Source organism: Sorangium sp. So ce131, from assembly GCF_051519095.1.
Classification (GTDB): Bacteria; Myxococcota_A; Polyangia; order Polyangiales; family Polyangiaceae; genus Sorangium.
Map to the genome: position 1 here is coordinate 297,476 of NZ_CP150455.1, position 23,168 is coordinate 320,643.

22 protein-coding genes are annotated in these 23,168 nt (G+C 69.0%); 13 read left to right on the forward strand and 9 right to left on the reverse strand.

The window, feature by feature from the left end; genetic code table 11:
- Window positions 1–122: 122 nt before the first annotated feature.
- On the reverse strand, window positions 123–1,175 hold the full coding sequence (locus WMF43_RS01150; protein ID WP_437676802.1) for an SDR family oxidoreductase: 1,053 nt from the start codon (window positions 1,173–1,175) through the stop codon (window positions 123–125).
- A 60-nt stretch (window positions 1,176–1,235) separates the two neighbouring features.
- On the opposite strand from WMF43_RS01150, the gene WMF43_RS01155 reads away from it, so the two are divergent.
- Window positions 1,236–2,198, forward strand: a complete 963-nt coding sequence (locus WMF43_RS01155; RefSeq protein ID WP_437676804.1) for a LysR family transcriptional regulator — start codon at window positions 1,236–1,238, stop codon at window positions 2,196–2,198.
- Window positions 2,199–2,311: 113 nt separating this feature from the next.
- Here WMF43_RS01155 and WMF43_RS01160 read toward each other — a convergent pair whose 3' ends face one another.
- Both WMF43_RS01160 and WMF43_RS01165 read right to left on the reverse strand, forming a co-directional pair.
- Window positions 2,312–2,461 carry a hypothetical protein gene (locus WMF43_RS01160; protein WP_437676806.1) on the reverse strand — a complete coding sequence of 50 codons (150 nt, stop codon included), beginning with the start codon at window positions 2,459–2,461 and terminating at the stop codon, window positions 2,312–2,314.
- An 82-nt stretch (window positions 2,462–2,543) separates the two neighbouring features.
- Window positions 2,544–4,559: a hypothetical protein gene (locus WMF43_RS01165; protein WP_437676808.1), complete on the reverse strand. Its 2,016-nt coding sequence runs from the start codon at window positions 4,557–4,559 to the stop codon at window positions 2,544–2,546.
- 1,037 nt (window positions 4,560–5,596) lie between these two features.
- Between WMF43_RS01165 and WMF43_RS01170 the strand changes: the two genes are divergently transcribed.
- From WMF43_RS01170 to WMF43_RS01180, 3 genes are all read left to right on the forward strand, one after another.
- On the forward strand, window positions 5,597–5,983 hold the full coding sequence (locus WMF43_RS01170; RefSeq protein WP_437676809.1) for a hypothetical protein: 387 nt from the start codon (window positions 5,597–5,599) through the stop codon (window positions 5,981–5,983).
- Window positions 5,884–6,528, forward strand: coding sequence for a helix-turn-helix transcriptional regulator (locus WMF43_RS01175; RefSeq protein WP_437676811.1), 645 nt, complete (start codon window positions 5,884–5,886; stop codon window positions 6,526–6,528). Before WMF43_RS01170 ends, WMF43_RS01175 begins: the two co-directional genes overlap by 100 nt.
- Window positions 6,529–6,672: 144 nt before the next feature.
- Entirely contained in the window at window positions 6,673–7,062 is a 390-nt protein-coding gene (locus tag WMF43_RS01180) for a nuclear transport factor 2 family protein (RefSeq protein ID WP_437676813.1), read from the forward strand.
- A 114-nt stretch (window positions 7,063–7,176) separates the two neighbouring features.
- On the opposite strand, the gene WMF43_RS01185 is transcribed toward WMF43_RS01180, so the two are convergent.
- From WMF43_RS01185 to WMF43_RS01195, 3 genes are all read right to left on the reverse strand, one after another.
- On the reverse strand, window positions 7,177–7,929 hold the full coding sequence (locus WMF43_RS01185) for a glucose 1-dehydrogenase (RefSeq protein WP_437676814.1): 753 nt from the start codon (window positions 7,927–7,929) through the stop codon (window positions 7,177–7,179).
- A 137-nt stretch (window positions 7,930–8,066) separates the two neighbouring features.
- Window positions 8,067–8,744: a TetR/AcrR family transcriptional regulator gene (locus WMF43_RS01190; protein ID WP_437676815.1), complete on the reverse strand. Its 678-nt coding sequence runs from the start codon at window positions 8,742–8,744 to the stop codon at window positions 8,067–8,069.
- A 55-nt stretch (window positions 8,745–8,799) separates the two neighbouring features.
- On the reverse strand, window positions 8,800–8,961 hold the full coding sequence (locus WMF43_RS01195; RefSeq protein WP_437676817.1) for a hypothetical protein: 162 nt from the start codon (window positions 8,959–8,961) through the stop codon (window positions 8,800–8,802).
- A 398-nt stretch (window positions 8,962–9,359) separates the two neighbouring features.
- Between WMF43_RS01195 and WMF43_RS01200 the strand changes: the two genes are divergently transcribed.
- The 5 genes from WMF43_RS01200 (at window position 9,360) to WMF43_RS01220 (ending at window position 12,105) form a co-directional block, all read left to right on the forward strand.
- Entirely contained in the window at window positions 9,360–9,524 is a 165-nt protein-coding gene (locus WMF43_RS01200; protein WP_437676819.1) for a hypothetical protein, read from the forward strand.
- Window positions 9,525–10,316: 792 nt separating this feature from the next.
- Window positions 10,317–10,646 carry an RNA recognition motif domain-containing protein gene (locus WMF43_RS01205; RefSeq protein ID WP_437676821.1) on the forward strand — a complete coding sequence of 110 codons (330 nt, stop codon included), beginning with the start codon at window positions 10,317–10,319 and terminating at the stop codon, window positions 10,644–10,646.
- Window positions 10,647–10,972: 326 nt separating this feature from the next.
- On the forward strand, window positions 10,973–11,155 hold the full coding sequence (locus WMF43_RS01210; protein WP_061619872.1) for a hypothetical protein: 183 nt from the start codon (window positions 10,973–10,975) through the stop codon (window positions 11,153–11,155).
- A gap of 64 nt (window positions 11,156–11,219) precedes the next feature.
- A complete protein-coding gene (locus tag WMF43_RS01215) occupies window positions 11,220–11,456 on the forward strand; it encodes a hypothetical protein (protein WP_437684253.1) in 237 nt (78 codons plus the stop codon).
- A gap of 418 nt (window positions 11,457–11,874) precedes the next feature.
- Window positions 11,875–12,105 carry an addiction module protein gene (locus WMF43_RS01220; RefSeq protein WP_437676823.1) on the forward strand — a complete coding sequence of 77 codons (231 nt, stop codon included), beginning with the start codon at window positions 11,875–11,877 and terminating at the stop codon, window positions 12,103–12,105.
- A gap of 175 nt (window positions 12,106–12,280) precedes the next feature.
- On the opposite strand, the gene WMF43_RS01225 is transcribed toward WMF43_RS01220, so the two are convergent.
- Entirely contained in the window at window positions 12,281–13,237 is a 957-nt protein-coding gene (locus tag WMF43_RS01225; protein WP_437676825.1) for a FecR domain-containing protein, read from the reverse strand.
- A 286-nt stretch (window positions 13,238–13,523) separates the two neighbouring features.
- Here WMF43_RS01225 and WMF43_RS01230 point away from each other — a divergent pair, with 286 nt between their 5' ends.
- The 3 genes from WMF43_RS01230 to WMF43_RS01240 all read left to right on the forward strand — a co-directional run bounded on the left by WMF43_RS01230 (window position 13,524) and on the right by WMF43_RS01240 (window position 18,310).
- A complete protein-coding gene (locus WMF43_RS01230; RefSeq protein ID WP_437676826.1) occupies window positions 13,524–14,018 on the forward strand; it encodes a hypothetical protein in 495 nt (164 codons plus the stop codon).
- A 566-nt stretch (window positions 14,019–14,584) separates the two neighbouring features.
- A complete protein-coding gene (locus WMF43_RS01235) occupies window positions 14,585–15,454 on the forward strand; it encodes a formate/nitrite transporter family protein (RefSeq protein ID WP_437676828.1) in 870 nt (289 codons plus the stop codon).
- 363 nt (window positions 15,455–15,817) lie between these two features.
- On the forward strand, window positions 15,818–18,310 hold the full coding sequence (locus tag WMF43_RS01240; protein WP_437676830.1) for a MopE-related protein: 2,493 nt from the start codon (window positions 15,818–15,820) through the stop codon (window positions 18,308–18,310).
- A gap of 131 nt (window positions 18,311–18,441) precedes the next feature.
- Here the strand turns inward: WMF43_RS01240 and WMF43_RS01245 are convergent, their stop codons facing one another.
- Window positions 18,442–20,829, reverse strand: a complete 2,388-nt coding sequence (locus tag WMF43_RS01245; protein ID WP_437676831.1) for a pyridoxal-dependent decarboxylase — start codon at window positions 20,827–20,829, stop codon at window positions 18,442–18,444.
- 349 nt (window positions 20,830–21,178) lie between these two features.
- Between WMF43_RS01245 and WMF43_RS01250 the strand changes: the two genes are divergently transcribed.
- Window positions 21,179–21,457, forward strand: coding sequence for a hypothetical protein (locus tag WMF43_RS01250; RefSeq protein ID WP_437676833.1), 279 nt, complete (start codon window positions 21,179–21,181; stop codon window positions 21,455–21,457).
- Window positions 21,458–21,682: 225 nt separating this feature from the next.
- Here the strand turns inward: WMF43_RS01250 and WMF43_RS01255 are convergent, their stop codons facing one another.
- On the reverse strand, window positions 21,683–23,167 hold the full coding sequence (locus WMF43_RS01255; RefSeq protein WP_437676835.1) for a hypothetical protein: 1,485 nt from the start codon (window positions 23,165–23,167) through the stop codon (window positions 21,683–21,685).
- Window position 23,168: the final 1 nt, after the last annotated feature.

Below are 23,168 nucleotides of genomic sequence, written 5' to 3' on the forward strand. Positions count from 1 at the left end.
ACGGACCCGCAGGGCGGCTGCAGCAGGCGTGCTGCTCACCCACCACCCGCCCGAGCGGCTCCACCCGCAGGCACGCCAGGAGCTCCGCCAGGAGGTCGAGCGACAAGGAACATCCTCATGATCTAGTGTGCGGCGCCGAAGCGCGTCGCCACGAGGTAGTCGCACCAGCGCTCGACGCTCGTCCGGATCGGCGGCATCGCCAGCCCGATCGCGCGGGCGTGGGCGTCGGCCGCGCGGGTGTCATAGGCATCCTCGGCGAGGAACGACAGGCTCTCTCGCGGCACGCCGGTGAGCGCCTCCGGCAGCAGGCGGACCAGGCCGACGGGCAGCACCCACCTCGGGGGGCGGCGCTTCAGGTGGGCGGCGATGCCGCGGACCAGCGCGGGCAGCCGCGGCGTCGCCTGATCGAGGACGCAGAGGTCCTGTTCCGCGGTCTCTGGGCGCTCGGGCACGCTCGCCAGGAAGCGCGCCAGGTAGTCGACGGTCACCAGCGGCAGGAAGGTGCGCTCGCTGCCGACCAGGGCCGGCAAGCGGCCCTGCCAGAGCCGCTGGACCGTCTCGCCGAGGCCGGTCAGCTGCGTTGTCTCGCCGGTGTGCGAGTCGCCGATGACGCTGCTCGGATGCACGGCCGTCCAGCGCAGCCCGCGCTCGGCCGCGAAGCGGCGCACGGCGAGATACGACTCGTGCTTCGACGCCTCGTAGGCGCCGAGCCGGCGGTAGAGCCGGCCCCGCGCACGCTCGGTCAGCGCGCTCTCCGCGCCCGGCCGGGCGCTCGCGTGCAGCATGCGGTAGCCGCCGAGATAGACGAAGCGCCGCAGGCGGGGCCGCGAGAGCGCCCACCCGGCCGCGTGCAGCGAGCCCTCGACATTGCAGCGCCGCGCCTCCTCGACGCCGAGCCCGAAGGCGAAGCGCGCCGCCAGGTGATAGACATCGCGCACCTGCTCGAAGCGGTCCGAAAGGCCGAGCGACGCCTCTTCCACGTCGCCCTCGACCAAAAGGAGCCGCCGCGAATCGCCGCCATGCGCGTCGACGAACGCGGAGAGCGCCGCGGCCCGCTGCCGCGCGCGGCGCACCGGCGCCGCCACGACCTTCGTCCGGGTCAGCTCGGCCAGCAGCCAGCGCCCGATGAACCCCGTACCCCCCGTCACCAGAACCTCGACGTCGCTCACGTTCATAGGCCGCCCAGCATGCATCGCTGGACCCATGATGAAAATTGGATGTATCTCATACCAGGTATGAGCGAGATCGATGTCCGCAGCATCAACCTGAACCTCCTTCCCGCCCTCGAGGCGCTGCTCATCGAGGGCAGCGTCAGCGCTGCGGCGCGCCGCGCCCACGTCAGCCAGTCGGCGATGAGCCACTCCCTGGCGCGCCTGCGCGAGCTCTTCGGCGATCCCCTGCTCACCCCCCTCGGCCGCGGCCTCGCCCCCACGCCGCGCGCCCTCCAGCTCCGGGCGGCCCTGCCCGCCGCCTTCGAGCATCTCCGCCGCGCCCTCGCTTCCCCCGAGCCCTTCGATCCGCGCACCTCGGCGCGCACCTTCCGTATCGCCACCGTCGACCACTTCGAGCTCACGACCCTCCCCGATGTGCTCGACCACCTGGGCAAACACGCCCCCTTCGTACGCCTGGAGATCGAGCGCTTCTCTCCCGATGCCGTCCCCGCGCTGGTCCTCGGCGACATCGATCTGGCCCTGATCGGCGCTTCCCAGCCCGTGCCCGGCGCTGGCCTCCGCCGCGCGCCGTTCTACGAGGAGCCCTTCGCCGTTGTGGTCCGGAAAGGCCACCCGGCGATCACGCGCCGCCTCGACCTCGAGACCTACGTCTCCCTTGGCCACGTCCTCGTCAGCGTCGAGGGCCGCCGCGACGGCGCCGTCGACCGCGCCCTGGCCCGCCTCGGCAAGAGCAGGCGTGTTGCCCTGCGCGTGCCTCACTTCATGGCCGCGCCCCTCGCCGTTCGCAGCTCCGACCTCATCTGCACGATCGCGAGCAGCGTCGCCCGGCGCGCCCGCGAGCTCTTCGGACTGCGGGTCTTCGCGCCCCCCTTCGAGCTGCCCGCCGCGCAGGTCGTGGCCCTGTGGTCGCAGCGCCACGACGACGACCCGGCGCAGCGCTGGTTCCGGGACCTCTTCTTCTCGGGCCGTGCCCTCTCGCCGCACCTGCGGGCCCTGGTCCGCCGGGGCGCGGGGGAGTCCGGCTGACGGCCGGGCGCTACCTGCCCGGCGGCGCGGAGGACGGTCGCGACGGCGAGCCGCCCCCGACGCCGGACCCCAGCAACTACGGACGGCGCGGACGGGGGGCGAAGGCGGCTGCGCTACGTCGCCGCTGCCCCTGCGGCCTCCTGCGCCTTACGGTAGGCGGCCATCTGCGTCTTCGTCGCCTGGAGGATCTGCGAATACGTCGCGTCGCTCCCCGCTGCCTCGCACGTCTGCGCGTCGGCCCCGAACAGCGTGTCCTTCATCATTCGGCGGGGCCTCGACCTCGACGGGGCGACGAAGTTCAGCCCTTTCTCCCGCCAGAGGGCGCAATCCTCTGCCCCGAGGTCGTTACTGCAATACCAGGTTGAAGCGCAGGCGCTCCTCATCACAACCGTCGTGAAAGATCAGGCTGGTTCCTTCGGCGGGTGTCGCCGATCCGCCTTGCGGGTGAACGCAGCGGCCGGTTTCGCTGTTTTGCAGGCTCCCACCGGACGTCACGTCGAAAGAGAGGCGCACTTCGGGAGCGCAGGAGGGGTTGAGGATCAGGTTGACGCCGTTGTAGGCGGTGCCTTGATTCGGGTGAATACAAAGTCCGCTCGGAACATGCTTCAGCAGGCCGCTGGCCAGAACCCTGAAAGAAGAGGCGAGCGTGCTGCAGTTGCTTGACAGCACCAGCGGCGTGTCGTTGGCCGGCATCGTAGCGCCGCCCTCCGGGACAAAGCATTTGCCACTGGTGTGCTGCACGATCTTGTACTCGTCTACCGCGGGGCTCAATGCGTAGTCTCTCGGCGTGATCTGGGCGAACGCGCGCGGACCGAAGCCGCGGTAGGTGTCATCGGAGGCGATGACGGTCCCCAGCCAGTAGTCGCGGTACCAGTGTAGCCACGAACGGCCCGCAGTGCCGGAGCTGGCGTAACGATTCGGTGCAGTTCCTCCATCCAACAGCCCTTCGGGGAGCGGGATCCCCAGCTCTCCGTAAAACCCATCGAGTCCGTGCATGGGTTCATGGATGAACACCTCCACAGGCTCGCTGTTGACGGTGGACAGCCAGTCGGAGGCGACCGTATGTTTCCCGTTCACCGTCGTCCACAGGGTGTAGTTCGATTCGTAGCTGCTTCCCGGGCCCCATCCCCAGCCCCCCGGCTTGCTGTCACCGGGCGTGAAAAACACTTGCACGGTGTCGTACTGGCCACGAGGCACGAAGCTCTGCACGTCTTGCTGAAGGTGGATGGCCGCCGGCAAATAATTATCATTGCCCGAGCCCGACAATGACGTGATAGGATCGTTGGATACGACGCTGGAGCCATGCCATGCGACCCGGCCGTCAGTGATCAGATCCATCCAATAAGCCACCCGATCTTCGAAGGCGATCTGCACCGCGTCGACGACGCTGGTCGACAGCGAACCTTGCGTGACACCAGGGACGTCGGTATGGGGCTTGACGAGGAGAAGTCCATGAAAATCGAACTCTACACTCGCGAGGCGCTCACCGAAGCCGACGGGCTCCAGGTACCAGCGTGCGCTGTCGTTGCAGGTCCCCAGGGTGGGCTGTGCGCCGCCGTTGGGGATAGCGCAGCTGTTCCCGTTTGAGCGCAAGCGATACAGGGCAGGGCGCTCCACCGTGCGGGCGCGCAAGGTCTCCACGGTCCACTCCGCTGCGCTGCCGCTGCAGCCGCCGAGCACCGTCGTGCCGCTCGACGCAACCAGGCACTGGCCGGTCTCCTCGTGAAAAAACTGATACTTGCTCGCACCAACGCCGATCAAGCGCCAGTGTTGATGGTCATCGCCCGAGTAACTGGCGCCGACCAGCTGCCCGGTGAAGGCATCGCGGCTCAACGTGCCACGGTCGGCGCGGGACATCAGTCGCCAGAGTCCAATTTCAAAATCATCATCGCCGGCGCCTGTCGGCTCAACGCGCAGGCTATGCACGTCGAACTCCGCAGTGCCTTGTGTATCCCGCAGCTCTACCGTGTTGTTACCGGCCTGCAGCGTCACCGACAACGGGCCGAGCTCTTTCCCGCTCGGGCGCGGGCTCTCTGTGGCGGTGGACGTGATGACGGCAATCTGGCTGCCGTTCAGCCAGAGGCTCATCGCTCTGGTTTGCGACAGCACAGCGATCTTCACATAGAGGTCCGCATTGCCGCCGGCGCCGCCCGCCACGTTCCAGACGAATCCGGTGTTGTCATTGAGGTCGACACCCCAACTTTCATTCGTGCAGTTCGCGCCGCCCGTGCACCCGCTCACGCCGGGCCCACCACTGGACGAGCTCGCAGGATAGACGGCCGCGTGAGCCGAACCCACCGCTCCGAGCATTAGAATCGATGCAATCGCTGTTGAGGTGTACGGAAGATGCTTCAATCTCATGTACAAGTATCCTTATAGACAAACAGGAATGAGGCGCGCGAGCGCGACGCCGCCAGCGACGTCACAATGCCGCGGTCATGAATTGCTGTTTGTATGTGTAGAACTATCGCAAAAGAAATCACAAAGCAGGCGTCAAGCGAGCGCGTGGAGAGCGCCGGCCCAGGGCTTGACGCGCGCTCACCCCGCATGCGGAGCCTGGGCCTCCGCCGCTGAGCGGCCCCCGCTTCCAGGGCGAAGCCGACACGAGGAGCCAAACCCCTTCGGCCATTTGTATGAAGCAGTAGCTTGAAACAGCTGTTTAGCATGGGCGCGCGCGCTGTCAAGGTCCGGGCTTGACGACAGGAGGCCCGCATGAACGTGGCGGCGATCAACGACTACTTCCGCAGCAAGGACCGGCTGCTGGAGGAGGTGCTGCGCCGGCGCGGCGTCCCAGGAGGGCGCCGGGGGAGGCTCGGGCGGGGCCGGCGGCTGCGGCGGCCGAGGCGGCAAGGGGGGCGAGGACGGCTACCCGAGCATCGGCCTCGTCGCGCTGCACGCCAGGGTGACCGCGCGCGGCTGCACGATCGCGACGGCCGCAGCGAGCAGCCCAAGGATGATGAGGAAAGATCATAGAACGCTGGGGCGCTCGGCGGAGCGTCACGGCCCCGTCACGAGACCCGAGATGTGGATCTGTACGAGCGGACCATTCGCTTCGTCGTATACCACCGGTGGCACCGTGCTCGCACGCCTCCAGGCGCTTCGCTCCGCTGGACAGACATTCTTCTACGCGATCCGGCCCTCCGGGAAAAAAGACCCCATATCCATCATTTATCCATGCATCGAAGGGGCCGCCTGAACGAAGCAGCCTGCGGGCGCGCCGAAGGCGATATCGCGCTTGGGCGGCGAGGGATCGCCCAGGAGGGAGAGGTGAGCGCGTGCGCGCCCTTCGCCCTCACGGGCGAGCGGCGCCCGCGACCGTGGCGGCCCGCGCGCACAGGTGCCACACTCGCGCGCGAGCACGCGCGGCGTCCACACGCCTGTCGCTGCGCCCACGCCCCGTGTCGCAGAACGTCAACCTGCAGCTGCTCCACCTCGCGCAGCGCGTCCGCCCGCGCGACGCGGACGTCGCGCGCGCGCCCGACCCCGCCCTCCAGGCCCTCAGCCCCGCGGCGCCGCTGCGGGCGCTCGTCGCGGAGCACGCGCACGTCGGTGGGCTCGGCGCCGTCTTCGCGCTGGGCGACGGGCTCGACGCGCTGACCTTCTCGCCGACGCTCTACCTGCTCGAGAGCGCCGCGAGCGTGGCGCAGCTCGCGCATGCTGGAGCGCGCTCGAGCGCGCGTGGGGCGTGCGCCACCAGACGCGGTTTGCGCTCGACGGCGCCGGCGCCCTGCAGCTCGCGGCGCAGCCGTACGCCGGCGCGCTCGCCCCCGCGAGCCAGACCGTGATGATCACCGGGGTGCTCGCCGCGTTGCTGCGCCGGATGGGCCACGGCGAGCTCGTCGTCGCGGCGCGCGCCGCGCGCGGACCGTGGCGCGAGCTCGCCTGCGACGCCCGCTGGCTCGGGCCCGCGTCGCTCGCCGAGCCGCCGGTCGCGCTCCGCCTCGCGTGGTCGCGCCGGACCGCGCCGGCGCCGTCCGCGCGCCAGACGTTGCACCACCCGAGCGCCGCGGACGACCCGGTCGCCGCCACGCTCGCGGCGCTCGCGCGCGAGCCGCACGCGCCGTGGACGCCGCAGGACCTCGCGCACGCCACGCGCCAGTCGGTCCGCACGCTGCAACGCCGGCTCGCGGCACACGGCACCACGGCCTCGGCGCTCGCGCGCCGCGTGCGCATGCGCGACGCCACCGTCGCGATCGCCAGCTCGCTCCGGCCGCTCACCGAGATCGCGCACGCGTACGGGTTCAGCGACGCGGCCCATCTGGCGCGCGAGTTCCGCGCCGCGTCGGGCATGCCGCCGAGCGTGTACCGCGCGGTCGCGCGCGCGCGCTAACACGCGCCCACGGCGCGGTGCGCGCGCGCGCTGCGGCCGACGATTGGCGCGCAGGTTCAAGCCCGCCGCGCGCCCCGATGCGAGGGTGAGCACGCACCGGCGAGCGACCGTGGCCCCCGGTGCAGAAAGGCACGCCTCCTCCGTATGAACCCCGAACGCAACAAGCAGATGCTGCTCGATCTGTACGACGCCGTGGTCGGCAGGCACTGGGACGCCGTCCGCGCGCTGCTAACCGCCGACTTCGTCGACCACAACCCCGACGCGCGCGCCGCGCCCGGGACGAACGGCTGCGAGGCCTTCATCGCCTATTTCCGCGACGGCGAGACGCCGCTCGACGGCGCGAAGGTCGAGATCCAGCGCATGATCGCCGACGCCGAGTACGCCGTGGTGCACTACAAGCTCGTGAACCCGCGGCGGCCGCGCGGCGTCGCGGTGGTCGACATCTTCCGCGTCGCCGACGGGCGCTTCTGCGAGCACTGGGACGTGCTGCAGGACATCCCGGCCGACGCGCCGAACCCCCGCGCCATGTTCTGAGCGCGCCGCCTCGCACCCACGGCGGCGCGCGCCTACCGCCTCGCCCTCTGCGCCTGCTGCCGCGTCCAACTTCGCCCCTGCCGTCGCTGCGACCCGTTCAAACCGCGACGACGTTCAAACCGCGACGACCCCGCCGTCCACGAACAGCTCGGCGCCCGCGACGTAGCTGCTGTCGTCCGACGCCAGGTAGAGCACGGCCTTGGCGACCTCCTCCGCGCTCCCGAACCGCCCGAGCGGCACGGACTGACTGAGGCCCGAGATCCGCGCCTCTGCAGCCTCTGTGTGGCCGCCGACGAAGCGGCGCATGCCCGGCGTGTCGATGGCCCCCGCCGAGACCACGTTCACGCGGATGCCGCGGCCTCTCAGGTCGGTCGTCCAGGTCCGCGCGAACGAGCGCACGGCGGCCTTGGTGGCGTTGTAGACCGACTGATTCGGGAAGCCTTTGCTCCCGCTCATCGAGCCGTTGAGGACGACGACGCCTCCGCTCTTCATGAGAGGCAGGGCCTTCTGCACCGTGAAGAGCAGCCCTTTGACGTTCGCGCCGAAAATGCGGTCGAAGTGGTCTTCGTCGATCGCGCCCATCGTCGCGACCCCGGAGATGCCGGCGTTGGCGAACACGACGTCGAGTTTGCCCTGCTCTCGCCGGATCCGCGCGAAGAGCCGGTCGAGGTCGGCCAGGTTGGCGACGTCGCCCTGGACGCCGACGGCGCCGCCTCCGATCTCCTCGACCGCTTCGTCGAGCCTCTCTTGCCTCCGACCCGTGACGTAGACGGTGGCTCCCTCCGCGACGAAGAGCTTCGCCGTCGCGAGCCCGATGCCGTCGCTCCCACCCGTCACCACCGCGACCTTCCCGTTCAATTTCGCCATTGGACGCTCCCTCCTTGTGGATGCGCACCCTCCGGGTGTTCACAATGTTAACATAGGCGCCAGAGTTCACAGTGTCAACATCGCGTCGCACGAGCGCGCTAACGGCGCGGTTCGGGCCGGTCGTCAGGACGCGAGGGTCACGGGCGCCGCCGTCGCCGAGGCCCCTTCGCGCCGGCCTGGCTCGCGCCGAGCCCTCGAAGCGCGAAGTCCAAGAGGCCCTCGAGCACCTCCGCGCGCGAAGCGACCGTGGCGAAGGCGCCGTCGAGCACCAGCGAAGCGAAGCCGTGGACCACGGTCCAGGCGCGGATCTCGCCGTCGATGCGGCTCTCGGGCGGGATCACCCCGCCGCTCACCAGACGGTCGAGCGCCTCACCGAGGATCCGATCCGCCGTGGGATGGTCCGCGGCGTCCGCACGTGGCTCGCGCCTCATCTGACAGAGGCCGCTCGGCCCGTGCATGAGACGAAAGAGCTCCGGTTCCTCGGTCGCGAAGGCGACGTACGCGCGACCGATCGCCTTGAAACACTCGATCGCGACCTCCGCGTCGTCTCGTCCCTCGAGGGCTCGCTCGGCGTCGGCCATCTTGCGTCGCATCCTCCGCGCGAGCTTGTCCGCTGCCGCGCTCGCGACCGCCGTGAGCAGCGCGGACTTGCTGTCGAAGTGCCGGTAGGTCGCGTTCGCCGAGACCCCGAGCGTCCGGGCGGCGTCGCGGAGGCTGAAGCCCTCCGCGCCGGAGGTGCGCACGAGCTCGGTCGCGGTCTCCACCAGCGCATTGCGCAGATCTCCGTGGTGATAGGCGGCCTTGGCGTCCGTCATCCAACGGAGGGTGACACCGTGAACCTCGCGCGTAAAGCGCCCCGTGGCTCGCTGACTACTTGCAGGTGGAGGCGTCGAGCAGCCAGCGCGTCGTGCCGGTCGCGTCGTCGTTGCAGCGTTCGGTCACCACGATGTCGACTCGACCGTTGCCGTTCAGGTCCATCAGCATCAACTCGGGACGATCCGCGTCGGCACTGCATGCGAGCGTGCCGCTCACGTTCGAGGACGGGTACGCGAGCGACCCGAGCGCGGGCGCGTACCCGCCAACTTGGTAACAGCATCGCCAGCAGCCGCGACCTGAGCGTACCCTCCTTGCGTCACCATGGTCCGCCTGGCGATGGCAATCCGCGCTCGACCGTGAGGCCCGCGCCGAAATCATCGAGATCGAGGCCGACAGCTACCGGCTCAAGGAGGCGAAGGAGCTGAACGCCGCGCGCTCCAAGCAGCGCCGCGCCCGCAAGCACTGACATGCCCGCGTCGTCTTCACCGGGTAAGTTCACCGGCACGAGTCGCGCTTTTCACCGGCCCTCGGCGCGTCTTCATCGGCATCGCCGTGCGTTCTTCACCAGTGAACTTCACCGGATTCACGCGGGTTGCCGCGATCATCTACACATAGTGAAAGTGTCCGCGGAGGCGGGGGAGGACCAGGCGGTGTGGCGCAAGTGGCTCGATCGCCGCTCGCAGAACGCCAAGATGACCTGGGAGCGGATGCACCGGCTGCTGAAGAGGTACCCCCTTCCGCAGCCGCGCATCACGCACCCCGCTCCTGCCCGGTCGTAGCGAACCCTGTCCCGAAGAGCCGGATGCGGGAATTCCGCACGTCCGGATCTGTGGGGGGCCGGGCGGTAGTTGACCCCGGCCTACCCGACTAACGATTTGTCGCTCTGCCGCGGGGAGCCGGGCCACGCGAACCGCGGTCCGGCGAGCCATCGTCAGCAGCGGCTGGTTCGGCGATCACGGCATCGCAAGCGTCAGGGTAGGCCATGAGTGACCTCGCTACCGCTGCTGCGTGAGCTCGATGCCGTCTACCGGATAGATCTCAAGAGGAGGCTTTGACGCGCGACGGGGGAGGGGAGCTGCGACGCCCGGACGGGTTCGTCGAGGTCGCGCGTAGAGCTCGCTAGCTTGTTCGCGGACCAGCCGCCTCGCACGGTCTCCGGCCGCACTGCCCGCCGCGTCGCGGCGGGATCATCGGCGGGTTGCGCTGGGGCACAGCGGCCGGCTCATCGCTGATGAGCCGGCGCTACGCTGCGCGGCCCCTCCGCGCTGACGGCCGCAGGTTCGCCGCGAACCGCTGCAGGGGGAAACGAAAAAGATGCCGTGCCGCTTGCGTATCGCGTCGTAGCGGAGTAAAGTGCCGCTTCCTCACGACGTCACTGGCTCTCGACACGACGCTTTCTCTCTCCCTTTCATGAGGGAGGCTATTGCTCGCGCGGATGACTGGACGACGCACCGTGTGCTTGCGCAGGTTTCGCTGCGCGGCACCTTACCGTTCGATCCGTAGCGGCTTCATCGAATGGCAGGCGGAAGAGCGCTCGTGAGCGCATCTGTAAGCCGTGAAAGCAACGTGTCATGGGTAATCGTCTTTACGTCGGCAATCTTTCGTACAACACCACGCGCGAGTCCCTCGAGGCCGCGTTCGCCGGCAGCGGTGAGGTCCGGGAGGTCGCGATGCCGACCGACCGCGAGACCGGCCAGCCGCGCGGGTTCGCGTTCGTCACGATGGGCTCGGCCCAGGCGGCGAACAGCGCGATCTCGCAGCTCAACGGCATGATGCTCGACGGGCGCTCGCTCAAGGTGAACGAGGCGCAGGAGCGCCCGGCCGGCGGCGGCGGCGGCGGGCGCGGCTTCGGCGGTGGCGGCGGGCGCGGCGGCCACGGCGGCGGCCGCGATCGTTACTGAATCGCTCCGTTCGTTCGGTCGACATAGGGCGGCGGACCCCCGGAGGTCCGCCGCTTTTTTTTGGGGCTTATCGATGGAGCTCGCGGGTGAGCCAGTCGCCGGATTCAGGCAGATCGCCGAGCGCGTGGCAGAGGGCGACCTTGCGTCCTCGCACGTCCGGAATCAATGTTTTTTCCGGCGAGGATTCACGCTTGTTGTCGAGTCCCTCCGTGGACCGTGAGCGGATGCGCTTCGTGCATCGAACCGGTCCAGGTGGAGCTCCCGGCGACCGCGGAGCTCGCGTCAACCAACACGCCGGTCCAGGGGCGTCTTGAGATGGAGTCATCATGCAACGACAGACCGCGTTGAAGCGACAGAAAGAGCGCGCTCGTATCGAGAAGCAGCGCGAGAAGACGGCGAACCGACTCGAGCGGCGCAATGACAAGGCGTCGAGCGTCGCCCTGGCGCCCGGAGAAGATCCGGATCTCGCGGGCATCGTCCCGGGACCTCAGCCGCAGGTAGTCGATTGAGGCCCGCGGTCGAGGGGAGCCTGCCGGCCGAGGGCGACGTCGGCTCGGAGGTCCAACCCACCTGATCGAGGCGGGCACCGACATCCGGACGACTCAGACATTGCTCGGCCACAAGGATGTGCGGACCACGATGATCTACACCTACATCGTCGACCGCGACCTTCTCGGCGTGCTCAGCCCTCTCTACCGCGATGGTCGACACCTCGCCGCAACCGGACGCACGCTACCACGAGCTGCTCCGGCGCATGCCTCCGGAAAAGCGGCTCGAGGCGGCGATGCGGCTGGGCCAGACGGTCCGTGAGCTCGCCCTCGCGAGCCTCCGTGCTCGCCACCCAGGGGCGGACGACCAGGAGCTTCGCGTCCGCCTTGCGGTGAGGTCGTCCTCCCTCGCCGCGATTCGCTCCCAGAGCGCCTGGACGTCCTCGATCTGCTCGTGCACGGTGAGGTCGTCGAAGCCGGGCGGCGGGGCCTGGATGGCTCGTTCCATGAGCCGCGAGATACCACGAGGTACCGCGACGGCGCAGCACACGGCCCTCGCGGTCGAGAACGAGCTGCGCCGACGGCGAACCACGCACTGCCGCGCCGTCCGGCCGAGCCGGGGCCGCGGTGACCGCAAGCGCCCGCCTGTCAACGTCGGCCGTCGCCGTCGTCGCGGCAACTCGTCGCCGATGGGGGAGCGCGCCTGGGGCAGCCTCCGGGCCGCGCGGTACAATCCCCCCGTGAACCTTCCCGAGCTGGAAACCGAAGCCCTGAAGCTGCCCGTCGCGGAGCGCGCACGTCTCGCAGAGACGCTTCTGGCAAGCCTGGATGAGCTCTCCGAGGAGGAGCACAGGCGCCTCTGGACCGAAGGTGCAGTCGATGCCCTGGCTGCGTCACCGCTCGCGGGGAGCGCCGTGGAGAACGAGGTTCGCTGGTGGCTCGTGCGGCGATTTCCTCACAGCGTGCTGTAGCGGGTACGCGACGAACACATTCGTGTTCTCGCGATTGCACAGTAGAAGCGGCGGCCCTTCACCCGGTCGAGTGCGAGCGGGTGCTGCGCGGCGGCGGGCTGCCCGGAAGCGGCCGTCAGGTCAGCCCCCGCCGCCACAGCGCCCGCGCGGCTCACGTCATGAAACGCATTCCACGCTAATGGTTCTGTACGGACAGCGAGGAGTCCGCCGGGGCCTCGGGCGGATCGCGCGGGGCGCTCGACGCGCCTGCCGCGGCCTCGTTGCGGGCGGGCTGGTCCCGATCGGCCCCTTGCGGCTCGGCCCCTCGCGGCGGCGCCTGCGCGTCGCCCGCCGGCGGCGCCACCCCGGGCTCCGCGCCGCGGGACGACCACGTCTCGCCCCGGCCGACGAAGCGCTCGACCGCGCCGTGGCGCACGGCGACCCGCCCCTCCACCACCGAGACGCGGGTCTCTGCAGGCTCGCCCGCCGGGCCGACCAGCCGCTCGACCGAGAAGCGCGTGCCGTGGACCGTGATGGTGGTGTCCGGGGTGCGGACCGACAGCGTCATGCCCGCCGCGAGCGGCGGCGCCGCGACCGAGACCCGGCCGCGCTCCAGGGCGACGACGTCGTCGGAGCGGTCCTGCCCGGCGCCCGTCGACGTGAACCTCACGCGGGTCGAAGGCCCGACCTCGATCGTCGCGCCCGTCGCCAGCGATGCGCTCGCCGTCGCCTGCTCGCCGGTCCGCAGCTCGTCCTCGCTCGCGAGCGGTACCGTGGCGAGCGATGGCGGCGAGCGCGTCGCGCCGCCGGAGGCAATCTCGACCGAGCCCTGGAGGGCGGTCACCCGCGCGGCCGCGGGGGCCGGAGGGCGCGCCCGAAGCACGACAACCTCGCTGAGGACGACCGCGGCCAGCACCGCGGCGAGCGCGGTCGCGGGGCCGCGGAGAGGCGGCCGTCGGGCGGCGCGGGCACCCCGCTCCGCGGCCTCGGCGGCGCGCTGATCGATGCGGGAGGCGACGCGCCGCTCGAGGTGCATCTCCTGCGCCCAGGACAGGGGCGGCACCGGCTGCGCCAGCAGCGCCTGCAGGAGCGCCTCCACCTCGAGTGTCGCGGCCGCGCTCGACGCGGCGGGGTGAACGTCGTCGTGCTTCATCGCAGCTCCTGCGGTCGAGCGGCGTCGGGAGGATCTCCTCGTCGGTGGCCGGCGCGGGTTGTTCGGTGCCGGGGGCGGAGAGGAGCCGGAGCCGGGGGCTCGCTGGTCGAGGCACGCTCGACGGTTTCCATGCACTCTCCTGTAGCCGGTCGGCCTGAAACCAGGCCGGCCGGCGTGTCTTTCGGGCCCCCGCTTCCCGCGGCTCTCCGTGCGCGCCGCGCGCCGTGTTAGCCTGGCTGTCCGGGGGGCCCTTTCCTCCGCTGGTCATCGCATGGAGAGGCGTTCGATGCGCGCATGGCTGTCGTTGTCGTTGCTGTTCGTCGTCGGGTGCGGTGGTACGGAAGCCGTCCCGGAGGAATCGACGGGACCGAGGCGGGTGACGCTCGTGACGCCGTCGGTCGCGACCGAGAGCGACGGCGTGCGGCTCGCCGACGGCGCCATCGTCGCGGGCGGCGGCGACCTGAGCCTCTATCAGGCGATGATGCTCTCGCTCTCCTCGCCCACGCCGGGCTCCCTCTGCGCGAAGGGGACCTTCAGCGCGCTGGGCGACGTCCCGACGGAGGTCGACACCTGCCCGGCGGGGCTCACGGGCACCTGGGAGCAGAGGACGTACCTGAGCGCGGCGACGACGCACACGACCGAGCAGTCGTCCGTCATCGGGCTCGGCCTCCTCGTGTGGAACGCGGACCACACGGCGCTCTACCGCCTGCGCGTCATCGGCGATTCGTATGACGGACAGGGTGTCTCGACGGCGACGTTCGACGTCGAGCCCGTGCCGTAGACGGCGCGGCCGGCGGGAACCCTTCTCCTCGAAACGGAAGCTCTCCAGGCGCTCGAGCAGCGCTCGCCACCATGCGCGCGTCTTCGGGTGATTCCGGCGAACAGGAATGGAAGAAAGCGGACGGTGGATAATTACAGCTCACCTCCGCACGCACGACCTCATTGAGTGACTTCGGAGCGAAGGTCGCGCTCACGGGATCGGGAAGTAGTGATGACCGCGATTCGCGGCCTCTCCGGCCCCGCGCCCCCCGCGCGGCGACCCTGCGCGCGTCCGGTGCGGCTCGGGACCTCAAGCAGCCGGCGCCTCGCTCGACCGCCGGCGCCGGCCCCGAGCCTCGCCTCTCGATAAATCCCATATCGATCGTCGACGGAAACATTGACGAAACGCAGCCACGTCTACATTCCGTGGGACGTCGTGGGAGCTCGATCGCTCCGGCACACGCCGGGGCGAGCCGTGCGCGCTGCCGCCCAGGCCGCGCCGGCCAGCGCGGCGCGGCCAGCCAGGGGCGGGCGCGCCAAGCTCGAGTCCTCTCGCCGGTCACGTCTTCACGGAGGAAAGCCAAGCTTATGTCCTATCTGGCGCCGACAGAATTTGTCAAAAAGATGGTCGACGCGGGCGAGTCCAAGGTCTTCATGTCGACCCGGGACACGTTGATCCGGGCCTACATGGCCGGCGCGCTGCTCGCGCTCGCCGCCGTCTTCGCGGTGATGGTCACCCAGCAGACGGGCTACCCGATCATCGGTGCGATGCTGTTCCCGGTCGGCTTCTGCATGCTGTACCTGCTGGGCTTCGATCTGCTCACGGGTGTGTTCGTGTTGTCGCCGCTGGCGCTGATCGATCGCCGCAAGGGCGTCACCCTGGGCGGCGTCCTGCGCAACTGGGGCCTGGTCTTCACGGGCAACTTCGCCGGCGCCTTCACCGTCGCCGTGATGATGGCGGTCGTCTTCACCTTCGGCTTCTCCACGGAGCCGAGCGCCGTCGGCAAGGCCATCTCCGGCATCGGCGAGGCGCGCACGCTCGGCTACAAGGAGTTTGGCGCCGCCGGCATGCTGACGCTCTTCGTGCGCGGCGTGCTCTGCAACTGGATGGTCTCCACCGGCGTGGTCGGCGCGATGATCTCCAACACCGTCGGCGGCAAGGTGACGGCGATGTGGATGCCCATCATGCTGTTCTTCGCGATGACGTTCGAGCACTCCGTGGTGAACATGTTCCTGTTCCCGTCGGCCATGCTCATGGGCGGCAAGTTCTCGATCATGGACTACATCGTGTGGAACGAGATCCCGACCGTCGTCGGCAACATGCTCGGCGGCATCACCTTCACGGGCCTCACCCTGTACGCCACCCACCTCAAGACCGCCCCCAAGCTCGTCCCCGCCGCCAGGGAGCGCGAGCTCCCCGCCGAGCCGCTCGGCGCCTCCACCAGCTCCGCCGCCTGACGCGCCCGCGAGCAAGCGGCCCGCCCCCGGCGCTGCGCACCTCCAGGGTCACGCCGGCGTCCCCACCGGGGCGCGGCATCGGCCCGACGCCCCCGCGAATGCGTATTGAAAAGGGTTCCTGTCCGCGTCCGCGCCGGCTCACAGGAGCCGCGCGCCTCTACGTTCTGAACGTTACTTAATCCTTCTTAACAAACGCGCATTCTATACCTCCTGTCGCTCTGCGTCGAGCCGATTGCGTAGAGCCGATGCGCGGTGTCCGGCGCGCGACGATCGAAGATCGACGATCACCGCCGCCGGCCTTCGCGCGTCGCCATGACGTACCGGAGTTACAGAATGTCCAATCGTAACCGACAGAATCGCGAAATGACGCGCAGCCGGTGGGCGAGCATCGCCTCCCGGGGCGCCGCGCTCTCGGCAGGGCTGCTCGTGCTCGGCGGCTGCGCCGTCGAGATCAGCGAGCCAGACGCCGACCGGAGCGCCGCGCCGGCCGAGGAGCAGGCCTCGTCGCTGCCGGCCCATCCCTCCGAGCGCGCGGTGCCCGCCCCCTCGGAGCTCGGCCTCACCCGGGACTACCTCATGCCGCCGAAGGACGGCGGTCCCTCGCCGTTCGCCCTCCTGCGGAACCTCCCCGACGGGACCACCGTCACGTATGTGGCCTTCGACTCCGCTTCGTACTCGCTGCGGCAGTTCAACGGCAAGCACACCGCGCTGCTCCTGTCGCAGGCCCTGCTCGACGAGGTCGGGCTCGCGCGGGTCCGGCAGGTCATCGACGACGCCGACCTCCTCTACAAGACCAAGGCCGAGATCACGGGCGCAGAGCCCCCGGGGACAGGGCTCTTGAGGATCGCCGTCATCGACGTCACGTGCGGTTACGGCTGCGGGTACGTGAATGCGAAGGGCATCGAGATCGTCCCCGACGCGCTGAGGGGCGAGAGCGGCATCAACGTCATCAACCACGAGCTGAACCACAACTTCGACTCGCTGAGCCCGTTCCTGTTCACCAACGCGGACTCCGCGCACGCCTGGACCGAGGTCCTGGACGACCCCACCCACGTCTACCTGGAGCGCGGCGGCAGCCCGCGCGGCAACGGGCAGGCGCTGACGAACCCCGAGTTCATGACGTTCAAGCGCAAGGAGCGGCTGACGCCCTACGAGGAGTTCCCCGGCGCGAGCTGGCAGACGTGCATCGCGAACCAGGCCTGCGACCCGGCCGGCGGCTGGTCGGCGCAGAGCCTCTCCGTGCACACGCAGTCCGGCATCGCGCTCCGGGTCTTCGAGCTGTTCGGCGTCAAGCAGCCGCTCAGGAACTGGGTGCAGCAGGCGCGATCGCTGGTCCAGAGCCGCGGCTATGTGTGGGACGGCCTCACCTACGAGCAGCGCCGCGAGTTCCTGCTGGAGACGCTCAGCCTGGGCGTGCAGGCGAACCTGTCCTGCTTCTACGACGCCTGGAACTGGCCCGTCTCCACGAGCCTCCGGGCGAGCTTGACGGCCCAGTTCGGCGCCACGAACCCGTACTGCAGCGACGCCGACGCCGACGGCTTCACGAGGCAGAAGGGCGACTGCAACGACACGAACGCGGCGATCAAGCCGAGCGCCGTCGAGACGGTCAACAACGTCGACGACAACTGCAACGGCGTGAAAGACGATGTGCTCGTCCAGGAGAGCGGCGACTTCCCGAACGACCAGTCCGCGGCGCAGGCGGTCGGGTTCCCGGCGCGCATCCGGGGCTCCTCGGGCGGCGACGACTGGGATCACTTCTCGATCAACCTGACCTCCACGACGACCGTGCGGTTCCAGCTCCGCTCCCTGGACACGTACGCCGCCTGGTTCGACGTCTACAACCAGAGCGCCCCCGGCTCGCTGGACGCGTTCTGGATCTGGTCCGGCGACGTGAACGTGTCGAAGGTCACGCTCGGCCCCGGGACGTGGAAGTTCTCTGTCTGGGGCGCTGACGCGGGGAACTACGAGCTGATCGTGCAGCCGGACGCGACGTTCCCGGTCACGGTCCCCGACCTCTGGCCGATCAGCTGGACGCCTGACGCCGTGTCGAACCCGTCCGCGAACCAGTACGTGTTCCCCGCGCAGTCCGTGCCCGGGGCGCTCGCGAGCGTGCCTGGCCTCCAGGTGCGGCACTGGGTGTCGGGTTACGGCTGGGTCGGCACGACGGGGGCGGGCACCTCGTTCACGTGGTCCGCGCCGGCCGGGACCGATCCGCAGGAGCTCGTGTATCGCTCCCAGTTCGTGTCGTCATCGGTCCTCCCGGCGTGGCCGCTGAGCCAGCACCGGAACGTCTCTGCGCTGTCGTGGACCTCTCAGGACGTCGGCGCCCCGGCGGCGCCCGGCAGCACGAGCCGGTGGGTCGACAACTTCGCGATCGAGGGCTCGGGCGCGGGCATCACGGGCACGGCGGACGCATTCCGCTTCTCGTGGGTCAAGGTGAACGGCGACGCCACGATCGTCGCGCGCGTGGTGAGCCTCGAGAACACGAGCGCCTCGGCGCTCGCGGGGGTGACCATCCGGGAGACCCTGAACACGAACCCGAAGCACGCGACCGTGGCCGTGACGCCGAGCAGCACGATCCGCTTCCAGCGCAGGACGTCGAGCGGCGGCTCGACCTCGAGCTCCACCGCGACCCAGAGCGAGACCGCGCCGCGGTGGCTGAAGGTCCAGCGCACCGGGAGCACGTTCCAGGTCTATCGCTCGACCGACGGGGCGAGCTGGACCTCGGTGGGCAGCGCGACCATCAGCATGAGCTCGACGGTGTACGTGGGCGTCGTGGCCACGTCGGCGAGCGGCTCACTCACCGGGACCGCGCAGGTCGACGACGTCGCGGTGACCGGGACCATCGTGCCCTGAAGCCCGGCGCTCTGCCGGCGACGCCCGGCGCTTGCCGGGCGTGATCGGCGGGAGGCTGCTCATCGAGCCGTGACGCCGCCCGCCACCGGGGCTCGACCTCGAGCCGGGCGGCGAGACTACCCTTCGCCTGGCTACATCTTCGCCTCTCTCCCCGAGAGCTTCGCCTTCACCAGGAAGTGCGAGAACGCTCCGAGGAACTCGCTCACCGACACAGTGCCGTTCCTGTCGAGGTCGCAGACCTGCAAAAACTCGTCAATCTCGCCATCGCGGAAGCCCTTCTCGCGAAAATTTGCCATGATCTCAGCCACGTCGAGGGCGCCATCCCGATTCTTGTCGATCTCCTCGAAGACCTGGAGCATCGAGTCGCGCATCATCGCTTTGAAGATCGCGTCGCGCAGCTCGAGCTCCAGCACGTCCAGGATGCACCCCTCGGGAGACTCCAGGAGCCAGGGCGCCATCATCGTGGACCTCAGCACCGTCACGGTCGAGCCCAGTGACGCCGAGACCCCGAGGCGCCGCTTGTAGTCCTCGATGAAGATCTTCCCGTACTGCTCCTCGCTGAAGTCCGTCGTGCTCACGATCATCCGGTAGTGATAGATGTCGTCCCCGGGGGCGATGCTCAAGAGATCATAGATCGCCTTGTTCAATCGGTTCATCATCTCGAGATTGGTGTTGATCGAGCCGTCTGGGTGCTTAAAGTTGACGGCGTAGGTGAGGATGTTCTGATCGGGACCGAGCTCCGGCAGCAGCGCCATCGCCTCGGGGTCGGCCAGGAGCTCCTCGAGGCTCCGTCGGTCGATGCGCTCGCGGATGAACTGCAGCTCGCTCTCCGCGTCGCCGCCCCCCATCTCCGCTGGCAGCCGCGGGACCGGGACGATGACGAACCGATCTTCCGGGCGAGCCAAGCAGAGGAGCCGCGCGTAGAACCGCTTGCAGTTGAACAGGGCCTTCCGGTGGATCTGCCCATACCCGCTCCGGGTGGGCCGGATGACCTTGTGGCTCAGGTAGACCGCCGCCACCGCGGCGCCTGGCTTCGACCCTTCGAGCCCATAGATCCCCACGGTCGGCTCCGCGTCCCCGTGGACGATGTAGGGGGCCTTGAACGTCACCATGTCGCGCATCGCCGAGTTCCGGTAGCAGAGCGCCCCGGCCGGGTAAGGGACATAGCCCGATTTGTGCGGGTCCACCGTGATCGAATCCGCCCGGCCGAGCGCCGAGAGCTGCGCCGTCACGTACCTGCTCATTCCGATCTCGGCCGCAGGCCCCGAGGGCGCGTGCGTCGCGCGCGGCCCCTCGTCAGGGCGGAGGATCGAGGCGAAATAGCCGCCCCATGCGGCGTCTGCGTGGACCGTGAACGAGAGCCCCTCCTTCTGAAATCTATGGCGCAGGTCGAGGATCGCCTTCAGCGGATCGACCGCGCTCTCCTCCGTGCTCCCGACGACGCTCACCACGGTGTAGACCGGCCGCCGCTCGTCGAGGCAACGCTTCAGCGCCGCCTCCAGCGCGGAGAGGCTCATCCGCGCGTCGCAGTCCACCGGGATGTCGAGCACGTTCGCCGAGCCGATGCCCAGCACCGCCGCTGCCTTGGGGAATGAGTAATGCTTCGTGGCGGGGACGAGAAACACAGGCGAGCACGGCAGGTCCGCTCCACATCGCCGGTAGAGCTCCTGGATCCCCAGGTGCTGGAGGGAGTGGCCCGCCATCGCCGCAGTGATCGTATCGCTCGAGATGCCGTATTCCTGCGTGAGGCGCGCGGGCAGCGCAAGAATCTCGTCCACCTTGAGGTTCAGGAGCGACCAGGCGTCGAGCGCGCCGAGCAGCGCGCGCCTGCCGTCGCACGTGGTCACGACGAGCTCACGCGCCGCCGAGAGGCTCGGCTCGGACTTCAGCGCATCCCGGAGCGACAACGGGTAGAACTTCAAGTTCCTGGAGGACCAGATCGCCTCGACGTTCGCGACCGTACCGCCGCAAGTGATGTGCCCCCAGGGTCGAACAGCCTTCTCGCCGGCGCCCTCGTCCGGCAGCGTATAGCCGAGCATCCGGCAGAGATCGTCGCCCACGAGCATCTCCAGGATCGTGGTCGCCGTGGATCCTTCGAACGCGACGTTGTTGGGGTTGTAGAGCATCGCAGCGAAGTAGCCGAGCACGCTGGGGATCGAGGTGTCCCAGTTCATGTGCCCCTGGTACCGATCGCTGAAGAAGGGCACCGATTTCTTGAGGAACGACATGAGCGACCGAAAGTTGTCCTTCAGCGAGTCCATCGCGTGGAGGTAGGACGGGTGTCGCTTGGACTGCTCGGTGATGTGCGTGGGATCCTGAGGGTGGAAGTTCCGCCGCCAGAACGAGTGATCCCGGATGGCCTCTACGATGAGCCTCTCGAACTCGTCAGCGTTCTCAGCCTTCGGGCCCAGGAACCACGCCTCCGGCGACCTGGTCCCGGCCCCTTTGAGGAACGGCCCGTCGCCGAACTGGAAGTATTGTTTCAGCCCGGATCTGTCGTTTGACGCACGCCCGCTCATGATGGTTTCGCTCCTATTGACTCGCCGTATCGAGCAAATCTTGCAACGATGGTGGCCAGACGGTACAGGCCACCTTGGCCGCGGTCAAGCCGGCGCGATATCACTCCCCTGGCCGTCCTCGGCGACGTGGGCGGCGCAGATCTCGGCGACGCCACTCCGGAGGCGCGTACAGTAGAGCGGTAACCGCTGAGCCCAACGGGACACGCATACCCGCTAAAATTACTAGGGTTTTCTGGATGGCACGACCACGTCGTGGTTGTGCGATCATGTCAACCGAACGTCGGGGCGAGTGGGCACTTGCCTTCGCAAAGGCGTTTGGACCCCCTCCCCACGCACAGGACCGGTGCAGGTGAGGACCAGCTTCGACGCGGAGTCCGGCCAGACCTGGTCGGAGTGGGGGATGATCGGTACGACGACCGACGGTGAGCCGATCACCTTGCGTGGCGTGGTGATCTCCACCGCGCGCGACGGCAAGATGGCGTGGAACCGCTTCTACCTGGATGAGGTCGTGTCGACCGCTGACGGCTGGCTGCCGTTCTGCCAGGCGATGAGCGCGAACCAGACCATCATCAAGATCGACGCCGGCGCCAGCACCGTCGGGGGCAAGAAGGGCGAGACGAAGCTGTAGGCGAAGAGCCAGGCGCCGGCGGGGACGCCGACGAGCTTCACCGGCAGCGAGGGCTCGACGAGCTGGCGGCGGCGGCCGGGCTCGATCGCTTCCAGCTCTGCCGTGCGTTTCGCGCCGAGCACGGGATCCCGCCGTACACCTACGTGCTGCGCATGCGCCGCCTGCCGTGACGGATGATCTTCACCTGCCGCTTCGGGTACCGCTTGCTGGAGCACTCCGCTCCCGTCAGGGCATCGGGTACACGAGCGAGAGCCCGGCGACGCACATCTCGTCGAACGTGCTCCCCTCGCCGTAGGCCACGTCGATCGTCGCGTTCAACTTCGCCTCCTTGAGCGCCTTGACCACGTACGGGTTCTTCGTCGAGTTGTTGTACGAGCACCGGACCTGGAGCACATCGCCCGGATCGAGCGTCGGGAGCGCCTCGATGGGCGCGTCGTACGAGTACGAGCGCTGCCAGCCGAACTCCCACTTCGGCGCGTGCGCCAGGCACTCCTCCTTGGGTTGATCGGGTGAGCCGTTCGCCCGCGTGACCGTCACCTTCTCGTCGAAGCCCAGGTAGTGCATGTGCAGAAAGTGGCCATAGATGCGCGTGCCCGGCGGGAACGTCAACTCTGGCGGTACGGGCGCGTCCGGGGCCGGGATCGTGAACTGCTGCGTCTCCACGTGGTTCTTGCTGTCCGCGGGGATCAGGAACTCGACGCCGTTCTTGTCGCCCGGACCCGGTAGCAGCCCGACGCCAAGCTCGCCGACCGGAAAATCGAAGTTGCCGATCAGCCGGTACAGGAAGGCGTACTTCGGCTTCTCTTTGGTGAGCCTGAGCTGGATGTGCGTCAGGTCCGGGTCGGCCGTCGTGCCGGCGGGGTGGTAGTGGATCTGCATCATGATGAGCGACCCCTTCGGGATCAGCTGACCCACCCCCTCGGGCAGATCGACCGGGTCGGCGCCGGGAGCCCAGGCTGTGAGCATCTCGAGCGATCCCACGTCCACGCCGTTCGGGACCTCGCCGGCGCCGCACGGAAAGCTCCCGTCGGGGCCGGCCAGGCTCGCGGACTTCCCCTCCGGATCGATGGAGATGATCCCATGGTGAACGACCTTGTGGTTGCCGGGCACCATCTGTACACCATTGAGGTACTGGTCCTCGGTGAGCCCGGGATCGATGACGAAGCAGCGGAACTCGTCCTGCTCACCGGAGGTGACGTAGGGCTCGTTCGGATGAACCTCGAGGGTCATGCCCGGCAGGTCGGGGCTCTTCGGCACGAACGAGGCGGGCGCGTCCTTCGGATCCCCCTTGGGGGTGCCGGCCTTGCTCCAGGCCTCCAGCGTGCTGATCTCCTCGTCGGAGAGGCGGATGTCGCCCTTCCACGCGTGACGGGTCGAGCACTCGTCCGTGTCACGCACGGCGAAGGGCGGCATCGTGCCCGCCTTGGTCGTCTGGACCATGAGCGCCGCGACAGCCTTGGCCTCGTCGTACGCGGTGAGGCTGAAGGGCGCGATGTTGCCCGCGGAGTGGCAGCCCATGCAGCTCTTCTGCAGGATGGGCTCGACGTCTTTGTGAAACGTGGGGCTGCTCCCGGCAGCCTGGGGCTCCGTGGGCTCGTCGTCGCCCCCGGAGCAGCCGGTGAACGAGGCGGCGGCTGGCAGGGCGAGGGCGAGGGTGAGGGCGGACAGCGAAACTCGGGCGACGGAACGCGGACGTATTGAGGCAGGCATG

Coding starts and splice junctions, on each gene's coding strand:
- WMF43_RS01205 (WP_437676821.1), top strand. CDS start 10,317: ATGGGTAATCGTCTTTACGTCGGCAATCTTTCGTACAACACCACGCGC.
- WMF43_RS01190 (WP_437676815.1), bottom strand. CDS start 8,744: ATGACGGACGCCAAGGCCGCCTATCACCACGGAGATCTGCGCAATGCG.
- WMF43_RS01235 (WP_437676828.1), top strand. CDS start 14,585: ATGTCCTATCTGGCGCCGACAGAATTTGTCAAAAAGATGGTCGACGCG.
- WMF43_RS01240 (WP_437676830.1), top strand. CDS start 15,818: ATGACGCGCAGCCGGTGGGCGAGCATCGCCTCCCGGGGCGCCGCGCTC.
- WMF43_RS01165 (WP_437676808.1), bottom strand. CDS start 4,559: ATGAGATTGAAGCATCTTCCGTACACCTCAACAGCGATTGCATCGATT.
- WMF43_RS01225 (WP_437676825.1), bottom strand. CDS start 13,237: ATGAAGCACGACGACGTTCACCCCGCCGCGTCGAGCGCGGCCGCGACA.
- WMF43_RS01155 (WP_437676804.1), top strand. CDS start 1,236: ATGAGCGAGATCGATGTCCGCAGCATCAACCTGAACCTCCTTCCCGCC.
- WMF43_RS01245 (WP_437676831.1), bottom strand. CDS start 20,829: ATGAGCGGGCGTGCGTCAAACGACAGATCCGGGCTGAAACAATACTTC.
- WMF43_RS01180 (WP_437676813.1), top strand. CDS start 6,673: ATGAACCCCGAACGCAACAAGCAGATGCTGCTCGATCTGTACGACGCC.
- WMF43_RS01230 (WP_437676826.1), top strand. CDS start 13,524: ATGCGCGCATGGCTGTCGTTGTCGTTGCTGTTCGTCGTCGGGTGCGGT.
- WMF43_RS01185 (WP_437676814.1), bottom strand. CDS start 7,929: ATGGCGAAATTGAACGGGAAGGTCGCGGTGGTGACGGGTGGGAGCGAC.
- WMF43_RS01210 (WP_061619872.1), top strand. CDS start 10,973: ATGCAACGACAGACCGCGTTGAAGCGACAGAAAGAGCGCGCTCGTATC.
- WMF43_RS01160 (WP_437676806.1), bottom strand. CDS start 2,461: ATGATGAAGGACACGCTGTTCGGGGCCGACGCGCAGACGTGCGAGGCA.
- WMF43_RS01255 (WP_437676835.1), bottom strand. CDS start 23,167: ATGCCTGCCTCAATACGTCCGCGTTCCGTCGCCCGAGTTTCGCTGTCC.
- WMF43_RS01150 (WP_437676802.1), bottom strand. CDS start 1,175: ATGAACGTGAGCGACGTCGAGGTTCTGGTGACGGGGGGTACGGGGTTC.